Annotated in this window: 12 protein-coding genes; 3 read left to right on the top strand and 9 right to left on the bottom strand. The window is 46.6% G+C overall.

Annotated elements, in window-relative coordinates; all coding sequences use genetic code 11:
• Positions 1–33 precede the first annotated feature (33 nt).
• Both D1627_RS16725 and priA read right to left on the bottom strand, forming a co-directional pair.
• Positions 34–867 carry a glycosyltransferase gene (locus D1627_RS16725; protein ID WP_158607206.1) on the bottom strand — a complete coding sequence of 278 codons (834 nt, stop codon included), beginning with the start codon at positions 865–867 and terminating at the stop codon, positions 34–36.
• A gap of 34 nt (positions 868–901) precedes the next feature.
• Positions 902–3,433: a replication restart helicase PriA gene (gene priA, locus D1627_RS16720; RefSeq protein ID WP_119433428.1), complete on the bottom strand. Its 2,532-nt coding sequence runs from the start codon at positions 3,431–3,433 to the stop codon at positions 902–904.
• A 386-nt stretch (positions 3,434–3,819) separates the two neighbouring features.
• Between priA and D1627_RS16715 the strand changes: the two genes are divergently transcribed.
• Positions 3,820–4,683: an endonuclease/exonuclease/phosphatase family protein gene (locus tag D1627_RS16715; protein WP_199688459.1), complete on the top strand. Its 864-nt coding sequence runs from the start codon at positions 3,820–3,822 to the stop codon at positions 4,681–4,683.
• A gap of 146 nt (positions 4,684–4,829) precedes the next feature.
• On the opposite strand, the gene D1627_RS16710 is transcribed toward D1627_RS16715, so the two are convergent.
• The 5 genes from D1627_RS16710 to D1627_RS16690 all read right to left on the bottom strand — a co-directional run bounded on the left by D1627_RS16710 (position 4,830) and on the right by D1627_RS16690 (position 8,237).
• Complete coding sequence (locus tag D1627_RS16710; RefSeq protein WP_119433427.1) at positions 4,830–5,231, bottom strand: hypothetical protein; 402 nt, start codon at positions 5,229–5,231, stop codon at positions 4,830–4,832.
• A 135-nt stretch (positions 5,232–5,366) separates the two neighbouring features.
• Entirely contained in the window at positions 5,367–5,822 is a 456-nt protein-coding gene (locus D1627_RS16705) for a DinB family protein (RefSeq protein WP_119433426.1), read from the bottom strand.
• A gap of 108 nt (positions 5,823–5,930) precedes the next feature.
• Entirely contained in the window at positions 5,931–6,362 is a 432-nt protein-coding gene (locus D1627_RS16700) for a DUF4279 domain-containing protein (protein WP_119433425.1), read from the bottom strand.
• Positions 6,363–6,459: 97 nt separating this feature from the next.
• The gene (locus D1627_RS16695) at positions 6,460–6,840 is read right to left on the bottom strand and encodes an NTF2 fold immunity protein (protein ID WP_119433424.1); all 381 of its coding nucleotides are present in this window, start codon (positions 6,838–6,840) and stop codon (positions 6,460–6,462) included.
• Positions 6,841–6,938: 98 nt separating this feature from the next.
• A complete protein-coding gene (locus D1627_RS16690; protein ID WP_119433423.1) occupies positions 6,939–8,237 on the bottom strand; it encodes a M20/M25/M40 family metallo-hydrolase in 1,299 nt (432 codons plus the stop codon).
• Between the two features lie 93 nt (positions 8,238–8,330).
• Between D1627_RS16690 and D1627_RS16685 the strand changes: the two genes are divergently transcribed.
• Positions 8,331–9,377, top strand: a complete 1,047-nt coding sequence (locus tag D1627_RS16685; protein ID WP_119433422.1) for an AI-2E family transporter — start codon at positions 8,331–8,333, stop codon at positions 9,375–9,377.
• Between the two features lie 204 nt (positions 9,378–9,581).
• Here the strand turns inward: D1627_RS16685 and D1627_RS16680 are convergent, their stop codons facing one another.
• Both D1627_RS16680 and D1627_RS16675 read right to left on the bottom strand, forming a co-directional pair.
• Positions 9,582–12,179: an ATP-dependent Clp protease ATP-binding subunit gene (locus D1627_RS16680; RefSeq protein ID WP_119433421.1), complete on the bottom strand. Its 2,598-nt coding sequence runs from the start codon at positions 12,177–12,179 to the stop codon at positions 9,582–9,584.
• Positions 12,180–12,305: 126 nt separating this feature from the next.
• The gene (locus tag D1627_RS16675; protein ID WP_233555676.1) at positions 12,306–12,911 is read right to left on the bottom strand and encodes a WbqC family protein; all 606 of its coding nucleotides are present in this window, start codon (positions 12,909–12,911) and stop codon (positions 12,306–12,308) included.
• Positions 12,912–13,074: 163 nt separating this feature from the next.
• Here D1627_RS16675 and D1627_RS16670 point away from each other — a divergent pair, with 163 nt between their 5' ends.
• Positions 13,075–13,983 carry a lysophospholipid acyltransferase family protein gene (locus D1627_RS16670; RefSeq protein ID WP_199688458.1) on the top strand — a complete coding sequence of 303 codons (909 nt, stop codon included), beginning with the start codon at positions 13,075–13,077 and terminating at the stop codon, positions 13,981–13,983.
• Positions 13,984–14,110: the final 127 nt, after the last annotated feature.

The raw sequence follows: 14,110 nt of genomic DNA, 5'->3' as shown, positions 1-14,110 counted from the left end.
GTTTCGACATAGTTTTGGAACTGACAGTTAATTTTATTTCAGATTTGCTTTAAGCTTTATCAAAAACTTATAGGGCAGCAGCATGAGCATCCATAGCTTTAGCGTGCCTAGCATTTTATGCGACCATCTAGTTCCATACTGTGATACTACACGAATCCTACCCAAAAGCTGGCCTCTGCGGTTACTCATAGAAATTCCAGCAGGGTTAATTTCGCAAATTACTAGGGGCTTACTAATAATCTGAGTGTCTGAATTTTTTAGCATATCCCAAAATAGTGCATAATCTTCAACATAATCATAGTTCTGTGGATAGTAGCCCGTAACTTTTAAAAGATTTGCCCGAAACATTACCGTAGGATGTATAAACACGTTTCTGTAGTGCATAGCGCGGGATATTTCTGAATGATACGTTGGGGTAGTATATAGATAGCTTACCGATTTATCCTTAGATTGAAAAGTGCACCAACTGCCCACTAAGCCTATACTTGGGTTTGCTTGGAGTAACTTAATTTGCAGAATAAATCTATCCTTTAAGCAGATATCCCCACAATCCAGCCTAGCTATGTAATTAACTGCTATGTGAGCAGAGATCCATTCTAGGCCTATATTCAGTGCATGAGTTATCCCGCTATTTGAAGGCAGACGTAATGTGTATATTTCAATTTTGGGATCGCAATACTGATGAATGGCAGCTGCAGTTACAGGCATTTGGCTGCCATCATCTACAATCACTACACAAAACCTGTGTGTGCTATAAACAATACTGTTGATGGATCGAACTAACCCATCGAAGTTATTGTAACACGGGATTAGGACACAGAAGTCAAACCTTGGTTTTATACTAGCAGGATATATATCGGCTGGCATAATTGCGTAATTTAAAATTGATGGTTTTAAGCTACTACACCGGGTCCACATCCGCCACAACCCGAATACCCTTAAAATCAGCGAGCAGCTTCAGGTTGAAGATGGCCTGCGCGATTTGGCTTTTGGCTGCTTTTAGGTTTGTGGAATCGCGGGGCAGTTTTATATGGATTTCCTGCAGAAACAGATTACGGATCTTGAAGATATAGGGCACCTCCGGCCCCAGTACCTGCTGCTTGCCTAAGCGATCAGAGAGGTCTTTGGTGAGCACAATAGCGGCGTTCTCGGCTGCTTTATCATCGGCATGCTTTACCGTAATCCGGATCATGCGGGTAAAGGGCGGGTAGCCGAAACGCATGCGCTCCTCAATCTCATGCTCGTAAAGAGTAGAATAATCGTTGCTGCGTACTTTATTGAAAATTGGCTGCAGCGGGTCGCGGGTTTGGATGATAACCGAACCCGGCTTGCCCTTTCGGCCTGCACGCCCGCTAACCTGCACAAACAGTTGGTACGCCCGCTCATGCGCCCGGAAATCCGGGAAGTTGATGATGGTATCGGCATTAAGTATGCCCACCAAACTTACATTCTCAAAATCGAGGCCTTTGGTAACCATTTGGGTACCCACCAGCACGTTGGTGCGGCCGCTCTCAAAATCAGAAATGATCTGCTGGTAACTGTTTTTCTTCTTGGTCGTGTCCAGGTCCATGCGCTGCACCTCGGCGCTGGGCAGCATCAGTTTCAGCTCGTCTTCTACCTTCTCCGTACCGAAACCCATACTTTTAAGCGTGGTGGCACCGCAGGCGGGGCAGTCGTGGGGCATGCGCTCGTGGTAGCCACAATAGTGGCAGCGCAGCTCATTGTTATACTTGTGGTACGACAGGCTTACGGCACAGAATTTACACTTCGGAATCCATGAGCACTCGTCGCAGCTGATGAACGGGGCGTAGCCACGGCGGTTCTGGAACAGGATTACCTGCTCCTGGCGCTTGAGGCGCTCCTCGATCTCGGTGAGTAGTTTGGCCGAAAAGTGACTGTGCATATTCTTGCGCTGCTGCTCGCGGCGCGTATCCACCAGTTCAATTTCCGGCAGTTTGGCCTCCCCGAAACGCTTGGTCATACTTACCAAACCCCAGCGGCCGGTTTTGCAGTTGTAATAGCTTTCTATGGATGGCGTGGCCGAGCCCAGCAGCGTTTTAGCGCCTTGCAGGTGCGCCATCATCAGACCGGTTTCGCGGGCATTGTAGCGCGGCGCCGGGTCGTATTGTTTGTAGCTTGGCTCGTGCTCCTCATCAATTATCACCAACGATAAATCATGAAAAGGCAGAAAGATGGACGAGCGCACCCCGACAATCACCTGAAAACGGCCCGAAAGTATACCTTGCCATACTTCGGCGCGCTCGTTGTCGGAGAACTTGGAGTGGTATATGCCCAGTTTGTCGCCGAAGACCTTCATCAGGCGCGTTACGATTTGGGCTGTGAGGGCAATCTCGGGCAGCAAGTATAACACCTGGCCGCCGCTGTCAAGGGCGTGCTTTATCAGGTCGATGTATACTTCGGTTTTGCCACTGCCGGTTACGCCATGCAGCAGCACCGTATCTTTCTCCTTAAACAAGCCCAGGATCTCATCCTTGGCTTGCAACTGGTGCTCCGACAGCGCCATAGGGAGCTGCTGGTTGCCATGCTCCATCGGAAACCGCGACACGATCTGGTCGAACTGCTCCAGCACGCCTTTTTTAATGAGCGTGTTGATGGAGGAGGCGGAGAGGTGCGGGTTATTGGTCAGGGCGCTTTTCTCGGTGCCGCGGTAGTTCAGGTTAATGTCCTGGTGCACAGGCACGAGTTGCAGGTAATTCAGGAGCACGTCTAGTTGCTTGGGCTGCGGCGTGAGCTGGTTAAAGAGCTCTTCCAGTAAGCCTTCTTCCTGCACAAAATGCTCTGTAAGGCGAATTTTCTTTACCACTTTAGGCGAGAACTTATCGCTTACCTGCTCATAAATAATGATCGCCTCCTTCTGGATCAGCGACTTGATAAACTTATGGTAGCTCTTGAGCTGCAGCAAGTTGCCTACCTCTGTAAACGTTAGCGCTTGGTTGTTGTTCAGCGCAAAAATGATTTTTTCCTCCTGCGGGGCAAGTATAAGCTCGTCTTCCTCGGGGTTGTAATGCGGGTGCAGCTGTATCCGAGACTCACTGCTGAGTTTAAGTGCAGATGGCAGTGCGGCATTGATCACCTCGCCAAGCGTGCACATGTAGTAATCGGCGATCCATTTAAAAAGGCGCAGCTGCGGTTTCGTGATGATAGGTTTATCATCCAGCACATCCAGGATATACTTGGCTTGGTAATCGGCGGGGGCATTTTCGTGGATGTCGGCTACGATGCAGCTTAGTACCTTTTTGGCCCCGAACTGTACAATTACCCGCACGCCCACCAGCACCTCGTCGTTCATCTCGTAAGGGATGCGGTAGGTGTAAAGCTTGGGCAAAGGCAGCGGAAGTATCACGTCGGCAAACAGCGTAACGCGATCTGTGCTTGGCTCTGGCGGGTAATTAAAGTTCAGTAACTCAGACAAGGGTGATTATACTTTTAGCTCTTTGCAAAGGTCGTAAAAAATGATGATTGTTCTTAGCGGGCAGCCCCCGAAGTGCGCAGTGCTGATTTATACTTTGGCAGGTACGGGGAAAAGTTGGCTTAAAGCTATGAGAGACTTTCGGAAATGATTGCCATGCCCTTGATTAAGTAAGTAGACAAATCTGTAAAATTTGTAGGCTGGTGCGAGCTTATAGCTCGTACTCTTCTTAAGTCAGATGAAAAGCAGCATAATGCATTGCGTTTTAAGGTACGAGCTGCAAGCTCGCACCAGCGAGAGCAGTTATACTTTGGCAGGTGAGGCAAAAGTGCTACCTTAAGCCTTAGAATGCCTTTTTGTAGGCTCAAATTATACTTAAACCAATACCCATGATAAGTAAAGCCTTATACTTTGCCAGCCTGGTGTTGCTGTTCTGCAGTGCCTCTGTACTTACACAGGCTCAAACCATGCGCGTGGCCACCTACAACATCCGCTACGATAATGTAAACGATACCGTGAATGCCTGGAACAATCGTTTGCCTATTATATCCGGGCTGGTGCAGTTTAATGATTTTGATATGTTTGGGACGCAGGAGGTAATGCACCACCAGCTGCAAGGCATGGCTAAAGAACTTACGGGGTACAATTATATTGGCGTGGGCCGCGACGATGGCAAGGAAAAAGGCGAGTATGCGGCCGTATTTTATAAAAAGGATAAGTATAAACTGCTGAAGCAAGGCAACTTTTGGCTCTCAGAAACGCCTGATAAGCCAGGCAAGGGTTGGGATGCTGATTACCCGCGCGTGTGTTCGTGGGGGCAGTTTCGGGAACTTGGCACGGGTTATACTTTTTACCTGTTCAATGTGCATTTCGATCACCGTGGCGAGCAGGCCCGCAAGGAAAGCGTAAAGCTGGTGCAGCGAAAGATAAAAGAGATTGCCGGAAAAGCGCCTGTTATACTTACCGGCGACTTTAATTTTAGCCAGCACGACGAAAAGTATAAAGCCATGAGCGACGGTAGCAACCTGAAGGCAGCTTACCAACTGGCTAAATTCCGCTATGCACCGCGCGGCACTTTCAATGCCTTTGAGGCCACCCGCCAAACCGACGAACGCATCGACCACATCTGGCTCAGCCCGGATTTTAGCGTCAGCAAGTATGGCATCCTGACGGACACCTACGCCAATGGCCTTTTCCCTTCGGATCATTTCCCGGTGATGGCCGAGGTAATGTATGAGGTGAAGAAGAAGTAAATAAAAAAGCGGCTCCTGAGTGGGAGCCGCTTTTCAGTTACTTTGTGCTTAACATCTCGTGCATAATTTAACGGTCTGGGCTATAGGGTGGCAACGCTAACCTATAGTTTTTGTTGAGCTCAGTAATTCTTCAGGTTTTATAGGTGTCATAGAGACTTTCTTTTCAAAACTTCTATCCATTCCAAACTATCTGGATAGGCCACGTCAAACTCTTCGAAATCTTTAGCCAATAGTAACAGCCGGTTTTTACTTGGCTCAAGTTTATTAAAGACGACTGTAAAGTGTTTGTCCTTGAACCTTTTAATATATGAACTGCTGATAAATACTTTTCTTGTTCCTGAGTACCTCTTGTTTTTGTAGAAGAATCTATAAGTCATGGTTATGCCACCTCGATAACCTGCCTTCAATTCTGCTATTGTTGCTACTGCTTGTGCTTGTTCTTTTTTATTTCCCTTTTCTAATTTTATACTTCGAAAGTATAGTAACAGCAATAATATAACTGCACCAGCTACAATTAGAGTCCTTGATTTTTTGCTAAGCTTTTGCATTAGTGCTATGGTTCACCTCTGCCTTCAGGCAACGAAGGTCTATAAATTCTTATTAAGCTCAACGGACTAGTATAGGCGGTGCGCGAGGCCGTCGGCCGAAGCGTGGAGTATATGCGTGGTTAGGTACAGCCGTTTTTAGCTGGCTAAATATTCCTTCATTTCACTCGGCATCGGATAATGTCCGTTTTGCCGCATTTGCAAAACCATCTCTCCTAGGTGAAATGATAGATGGACTGATAGGTCTTGTACTATCTTTAACTTCTTCTCTATATCGTTACTTTCAGTAGATAATGTTTGGATTTCATTTTTTATCTGTTCAATCTGATTATTGAAAGTATTGATAGTTTGCTGTAATAATCTTTGGTCACGAACAACAGGGTCATTTTCCCAAGTATCCAATTCTTCAATGTCCGTAGAGTCTAACCCTTTTAATTTGTTCAATTGGAATTCTTGCCAGACTGTTATATGATTTAAGATTTGCCAAAGGCTTTTTGGAGTATTACCAGCTTGATGACTGGCTTTTGCCACATCCATGTTGTCAAATACTTTAAACGTGTCAAATGAATCAGAAAAAATTTTATCAAAGGTCATTTTTCTTTCTTACGGTTGCACCTAACGGTCTCGTGCTATAATGTGGGTGAGGCGTAAGCCGAAGCCTAAATTATGCACCTTGTTGGTGGCTGCTGTTTTCTTCTTTTTCTATACTTCGTCTAACTCATCGCTGCAATAAAAGTCGAACCAGAAATCCACACCTAAATCTGCTAACTTTTTCAACTGCTGATTCGATAAAGTAGGTCCGCCATTGCAGGTTTTTGATACCCAATAGCAAGTGATGTCAATTTGAGCGCTGCCTTTCTGTAGTTCGTCAATCTTCTCTTTTAGTGGTAAAATCTGGTCTAAAAGATAATCAATATGCCTTCTTGCATCCTTTGAAGTTATTGCTCTTTCTGAACTTAAAAACCAACCGTTAGAAGTATACTTACTTCTATTACTCAGCTCTTCTCCTTTTACTTGTGTCCTTGAAGGGGTTATTTTCAAGAAATCAGATACATAGTCTGGCGGTTGAGCATCATAGAAAATTCGTAGAGTGACAAAGGTTTCTTCACATGATTTATAGTCGTCTGCGTACATTTTTCTATAATTTCAGTTACCACCAACGTTACTTGTGCAGCCAATAGGCGAGGCAAAGCCGAGGCTAAGTGCTGCACTTTGTTGTATGGTGTTGTTCTTATTTTCCGTGCGTCAACTTGATTACTTTGCCGTCAGTTGAGTTAATTATTATAAGAAATGTTCCTCCTACCCAATCTTTCGGCAATGTTCCATTAAGCACCCAGTAACCGTCAATCAAATGGCTTTCGTAAGGTCGCTGCCTAACGATGTTCTCTTTTCCATAAATACTGAACAGCATTTCTTCTGCCACACTAATAGCTGTCGGTTTATCCTTGATAACCTTCTCTACAAGTATCTGCTTCTGTGAATTATTTTTTAGTGCGTCAGCTAATTCCCGCTTAGCATACTCTACCCCAAGCTTTGTTCTGTCAGTTCCATCTTGTGCAGAGGCTACAAAGTATAGATGTAAGCATATGAAGAGTAGTAAAATTTTTTTCATTCTTTAATGACTTGCTATACCATACAACTACTGTATATAAGGAGTTATTCCGGTTATTAGCTAAATACAGCTGATAACCGGATGTTCACATACTAAATTTACCTCACTTGCGATTTATCCACTCGCGTTGGTGTATCCTCGCCGTTAACTACACCTTCAGAAGCCAGGGCAACCGCGCGGATCATGTTGGTGAGGTGCTCCATGTTTAGCTGCTCCAGTTCGTCGTTTACGGTGTGGTACGTTTTGTCCTGATCGATCTGCACCGAGGAAATAGTATGGGCCGGTACACCGAGGCGGGCCAATGTGGCGTTGTCGGAGCGGTAGAACAGGTTCTGCTCCGGGTATGGGTCGGGGTGGATGCTGTATGCCGTGCCTTCTAGTCGTTTCTGCATCAGTTTGCCCAAATCAGACTTTTCAAAGCCGGTGAGGTAGGCGCTATTTGGGCCGAATTTGGAAGGTTTGCCCACCATCTCAATATTAAACATAGCCACGATCTGGTCTGGGTTCAGCTGCTCCGAGAAGTATTTAGATCCAAAACCACCGATCTCTTCTGCGGCAAAGGCCACAAAAAGAAGTGTGCGCTCCGGCTGTGGCTGCTTTTTGTAGTACTCGGCCAGCATCATCATGGCAGTGGTGCCCGCTGCATCGTCGTCGGCGCCGTTGGCAATGCTGTCGCCTTCTACGGCTTCCTGAATGCCAATGTGGTCGTAGTGGCCCGAAAACACCACAAACTCATCTTTGCGCTTGCCCTCAATCATGCCGGCCACATTGGTTAACGGCAGCTTCTCGATAGTATTCTTCACCTCAATTTTATACTTGGATGGCTCCGTTTGCTGGTCTGTAAGTATAAACACGCGGCTGGTGTTTTCTCCCAGCTTTTGCTTTACGCTTCCTTCGCCTAGATAATGCTGGTAGCGTTTAAAGATCTCAGTGTGCTTGGGGTGCACTAACACTAGCGCGTCTTCATCAGGTTTTAAATTACGCAGGGCAGCTCTAAAATCATCGGCCTCACTGATACGCACTAACGCCTTCTTATTTTTCTGCTTCCAGCTGATTTTTGTTTTTTCTGTGGTAGCGAAGATGTTTTCCGGGGCAACGTCCTGGCCATCCAGCTTTGCCTTATAAGCAACTGGGGCCACGCGGTATACTTCAAAAGTTTGCATTAGGCTGTTTTTGCCTGGCAAGGGCTGTAAGCCTACGCGCTGAAACTCATTTTGAATAAATTTAGCCGCTTTGTCTATGCCAGGCGTAAACGAAGCACGGCCCTGCATGTCGTCGGAACTAAGCGTAGATACGATTCTTGTAGTTTGCTCCTGTGTAATGCTGTTGATATTTTGAGCGGATAGGGTAGTGGCGAAGCCACAGGCCAGGGCAAGGGCGGCGAATTTATACGTCATGGTATACAGGTATAAAGATTTGTTTTTAGGTGAAGTATAGATGGAAACAGGCAGAAGCAGGTTTTGCCTTTGCTAAACAAATATAGCATTTCTATGAACAATAGCTCAGCAATTAACTGGCTGAAATGGCTGCAATACACCGTGCTTGTTGGCATAGTGTTGTATGTGGGCCGCTCGCTTTTTATTCCGCTAAGCTTTGCGCTGCTCATAAGTTTTGTACTGTATCCTATTTGCCGCTGGCTGGAGCTAAAAAAGTGGCCGCGCTGGCTTGCTATCTCGCTTTGCCTTTTGCTGCTTATGGTTTTAGTTGGCGGACTTGCGTTCATACTGTTCAAACAGATGCTGCGCTTCGGGGAGGAATGGCCTGCACTTCAAAAAAAACTGCTTCTGAGTTGGCAAAACCTAAGTGCATACCTTGAACAGCACTACGGCATTGATGCGGCGCGGCAAGTAGCCTGGGTAGAAAGTATAGCCGGAAATGTCGCGTCTTCAGCATTTGCCACGGTGCAGGATGTGGTGTACACTTCAGCCGTATCGGTGGTGTTGTTTATACTTATCCCTATTTACGTAGCGCTCATACTTTACAACCGGGAGCAACTCGCCAGAGCCTTAAATTCTTTATTCCCACAAAACGAGCATCATAAAATCCGGCAAATCCTCCACGAAACTATTACCACGTATTATAATTTTATCAAAGGGATGCTGATTGTATATGTTATTGTGGGCATTCTAAACAGTTTGGGGCTATACATGATCGGGGTGCCGCATGCGCTCTTCTTTGGCGTGGTGGCATCCATACTTACGTTTATACCTTATGTGGGCATTTCGATTGGAGCTATACTCCCGATGGCAGTTGCCTGGATAACCTATGACTCGCTATGGTACCCGATGGGCGTGGTGCTGGTGTTTGGCGCGGTGCAATACCTGGAGGCCAACCTCATTTTTCCGTGGGCCGTTAGCGCGCGGCTTCAGGTGAACATGCTCTTTACATTGCTGGCCATAGTAGCCGGCGGTATACTTTGGGGAGCCGCCGGTATGGTCCTCTTTATACCTTTCCTGGCTATACTTAAACTAATCGCTGATAAGCACCTAAGCATGCGCCCGCTGTCGCTGCTGCTGGGCAATGGAAACGATAGGTAATTTATACTTGGGGCAAAATACAAATCTTAAGGATACTATAACCTTCCGTGAATCTTCAAGTCGTGGATTACCATGATAGCAAGCTTTCTGTTTGAGTGAACAAGTGATACATTTGCTTACTAAAAGCCTAAGAAAGTATAAAAGCCAGCCACAACGAAAAAAGGCTACCTAATTAGGTAGCCTTTTTCAATATGCTTCAATGGGTTATTCTTTCGTCTTATCAGAATCAGATGACTTGGTTGGCTCTGTCTCTTCGGCCTCATCAGAAGCTCCTTTTACCTTTTTGCTTCCTGATTTCTTAGAAACAAAAGTCAGCGTTTCTTCACCTTCCTTATGGCTCACCTGGATAACGTCTCCCTGGTTCACCTCGGCTTTAAGAATTTCCTCAGCAATCGGGTCTTCGATATACTTCTGGATGGCCCTGTTAAGCGGGCGTGCACCATACTTCGGATCATAGCCTTTTTCAGCTACAAAGTCTTTCGCTTCTTTTGTCAGCTCGATAGTATAGCCAAGGCTTTCTACGCGAGTAAACAATTTCTTAAGCGACAGCTCGATGATCTTATGCATGTCCTCACGGTTAAGCGAGTTAAACACAATTACATCATCCAAACGGTTAAGGAACTCAGGCGAGAACGTTTTCTTCAGGGCGCTTGCAATAGTGCCTTTCATGATATCGTCCACGTTCTCCTGCTTGCTCTTCGACATGAAACCGATACCGGCACCAAAATCCTGTAGATCTCTCGCTCCGATGTTGGAAGTCATGATGATGATGGTGTTACGGAAATCAACCTTGCGGCCAAGTCCGTCTGTAAGGATACCGTCATCCAGCACTTGCAAGAGCAGGTTATACACATCCGGGTGCGCTTTCTCAATCTCATCCAGCAATACCACAGAGTATGGCTTGCGGCGGATTTTCTCGGTAAGCTGACCACCTTCTTCGTAACCAACATACCCCGGAGGCGCTCCCACCAAGCGAGACACGCTGAATTTCTCCATGTACTCACTCATATCGATACGCACCAAAGAATCTTCCTTATCGAAGAGGTAAGTGGCAAGCACCTTGGCAAGCTCCGTTTTACCTACACCCGTTGGGCCAAGGAATACAAAGGAACCAATCGGCTTCTTCGGGTCCTTCAGGCCCACACGCGTACGCTGGATAGCTTTTACTAACTGCCCGATCGCTTTGTCCTGGCCGATTACTTTGCCTTTCAGCTCTTCGCCCATATTCAGAAGTTTCACACCTTCTTTCTGTGCGATACGCTTAACCGGTATACCTGTCATCATGGCAATAACTTCTGCCACATTTTCCTCTTTTACTTGGTAGCGCTTCTTCTTGGTCTCTTCTTCCCAGTTCTTTTTAGCAGTTTCGAGCTGGTCGATGAGTTTTTTCTCCTTATCACGCAGTTGGGCAGCCTCTTCATACTTCTGGCTTTTCACCACGCGGTTTTTCTCCACCTTGATGTTCTCGATCTGCTCTTCCAGCTTCAGGATATCATCTGGTACCACAATGTTGTTGATGTGCACGCGGGCACCTGCCTCGTCCAGAATATCGATAGCCTTGTCTGGCAGGAAGCGGTCGCTCATGTAGCGGTCTGATAGCTTCACGCAGGCCTCAATGGCTTTATCGGTATAATTAACGTGGTGGTGATCCTGGTACTTATCCTTAATGTTATTCAGGATCTCGATAGTCTCCTCTGGCGTAGTAGGGTCTACCATCACAATCTGGAAACGACGGGCTAATGCGCCATCTTTCTCAATGTACTGGCGGTACTCATCCAGGGTAGTGGCCCCGATGCATTGGATCTCGCCGCGGGCAAGCGCTGGCTTAAACATGTTAGAGGCATCTAGAGAACCAGAAGCGCCACCAGCACCCACAATGGTATGCAGCTCATCAATGAACAGGATCACATCCGGAGACTTCTCGAGCTCGTTCATCACGGCTTTCATACGCTCCTCAAACTGGCCACGGTATTTTGTACCGGCTACCAAAGAGGCAAGGTCCAGGGTTACCACACGCTTGTTAAACAGCACGCGGCTTACCTTTTTCTGAACAATACGCAGGGCAAGGCCTTCGGCAATTGCTGTTTTACCAACGCCCGGCTCACCGATCAGGATTGGGTTATTTTTCTTGCGGCGGCTTAGAACCTGAGCTACGCGCTCAATTTCTTTTTCACGGCCAACTATTGGGTCCAGCTTGTCGTCCTCGGCTAACTTGGTAAGGTCGCGGCCAAAGTTATCCAGCACTGGTGTGCGTGATTTTTCGCCAGCTTTCTTACTGGAACTGCTGCCAGAGCGCGAGGAGGAGCTGCCAAACAATTTGTCAGAATCGTCAGAATCATCTGTGTCTGACGACGCCAGTGGATTATTGCTATGATAATCCAGCGAGTCTCTTATTGCTTCGTAGTTCACGTTAAATTTCCCTAAAATTTGTGAAGAAATGTTGTCTTCATCCCGAAGGATGGATAACAAGAGGTGCTCTGTGCCGATAATATCGCTCTTGAAGATTTTAGCCTCCAGATACGTGATTTTCAGCACCTTCTCGGTCTGCTTCGTGAGAGGGATACTGCCCGTAATATTGCTGCTTTGCGTAGCGGTATTTCGTGTAGCCTGTTCTAAAGCGTACTTTAATTCATCTATCGAAACGCCAAGCTTCTTAAGCAGAGCAATGGCCGTACCTTCTCCTTCCCGAATCATACCCAGCACCAAGTGTTCAGTGCCGATGTAATCGTGACCGAGCCGGATAGCTTCCTCCCGGCTAAGCGAGATGACCTCTTTTACTCGGTTTGAGAATTTTGCTTCCATTTAATTTATACTATACTCCGTGTATTCTTAAAAAAATATAAAAATTATAATTGATTGAGGCTAAACCAGTAAGCACTCTTAAAAGAACAAGCTGGCCAGTACAATTGTTTAGCTGAATTAGCGCCGTTACTGAAGGTATGAAAGTGATGCTGGCCCCTGCGTGAACAACAAGTCAATTATACTAAGCTCTGGTACAAATTGTTTGCCAAATACTTGCATATAGGGTTTTACGTGCAAATTGTCAGGATAGATTTTTGGATGTATCCTATTTCTCATATCGTGCACGCTACTTGGGGCCTCAACCTGATAAAACGCCGTAAAATCTACGTTTCTGTTTAGTTTTAGTAATTTAAGATAAAGCTTCAAAAGATCAACGTTTAGCTCAAATAAAAATTTGTGCTGCTGGTCATAGACAGCCTTCAGGTAGTCGCTGTAAAACTCGAAGTATGGTGCCCGCCCATAGGCAGCCTGTATGGTTCGCCAGTGCACTTGCTGCCACTTCTGGCTATAGTCAATTTCGATCTGGGTGATGAGTGTTTTAACCTGGCTGTTGCCCTTAACAACCGGTACGCTGAGCGGCTGCACACCTTGGGCGGTAAGCACATGGCAGCGGTTGCGGTAACTTTGTTTAATATAATTTTCGTGTGCCTCTAGCTGCAGGCGCTCAGCTTGCAGGGCATGCCAGAAGTATGACACAGGCGGGTTATACATTATTTCGGTAAGCAGAAGCACAGGTGTAGTTAAGTTTTTAAAGTTAAAAGTATCTGGTTTGGCGTTCCGGGTTAGATGATATGGCGAACTAAACCACATCTTGTGGCTACCCGCTAAAGTAGCAGAAGTTTTGGAATTTCATAATCCGGAGGAGGGTTGTACCTTTGTGGTCGCGCTTTGGCCTATGAATAAAAAGACATCTATACCGCCACTTTATTATCCGCTCTGGCTGCTGCTGAAGGGCTTGTCGCTGTTGCCGCTCTCTGTGCTTTACCTGCTGGCCGACTTTTTATACTTTGTAGTATACTATGTGGTTGGGTACCGCAAGGAGGTTGTGCTAAGCAACCTGCAGCGTGCCTTCCCCGAAAAGAGCCTGGAGGAAATACATCAGATCGCCAAGGGTTTTTACAGGCAGTTTGCCGATGTGATCGTGGAAACGCTTAAGCTGCTGTCGATGGATGCTGCGGAGATGGAGCGGCGCATTGTGTTTACGAACCAAGATCTGCTTGACGATTTTGTAAAACAAGGCAAAACAGTAATTACCATGGGCTCCCATGCCGCTAACTGGGAATGGGTGCTATCTGCGGGGGCAGTACAGTTTGGCTTTCCGGCTTATGGCGTTTACAAACCCCTGAACAACGCTTTCTTTGAAACCTTTATGTTGCGCACACGCAGCAAGTTGGGGGCAAAGCTGATCAAGATGAAAGACACGCTGCGCGATTTTGCCGCTAACCGCAACATGCCGCGCGTGGTAGCTATGCTCTCGGATCAAACGCCTTTAAAAAGCGAAATCACATTTTGGACCACTTTCCTGCACCAGGATACGCCTTTTTATGAAGGTGCTGAAAAGCTGGCTAACAAGTTTGGCTATCCTGTGCTCTTCCTGGATACGCACCGCACAAGCCGCGGCCACTATACCCTAACGTTCGAACTTATCTCTAACGGAAAGCCAGATGCCAGCACGGAAGCATCAATAACAGAAACCTTTGCCAGAAAGCTGGAAGCTGCCATCCGCCGCCACCCCGCCGACTATCTCTGGACCCACAAACGCTGGAAACATACGCGGCCGGAGGCCGCGGAGTTAGAAAGTTAGGAAGTTAGAAAGTTAGAAAGGGAGAGGTGACGTACTCAGGGATTCAGAAGGGCTGGGTATACTTGTGAAGTATAAATGAAAATAAGCTCAAGCTACAATCAAAACTCTCTACCTCCCAAACTTTCTA

Origin of the sequence: Pontibacter oryzae, assembly GCF_003576375.1 — a bacterium.
Lineage (GTDB): Bacteria > Bacteroidota > Bacteroidia > Cytophagales > Hymenobacteraceae > Pontibacter > Pontibacter oryzae.
The sequence above is the reverse complement of the archived record's forward strand: the minus strand, read 5'-3'. Positions and strand labels throughout refer to the sequence as shown.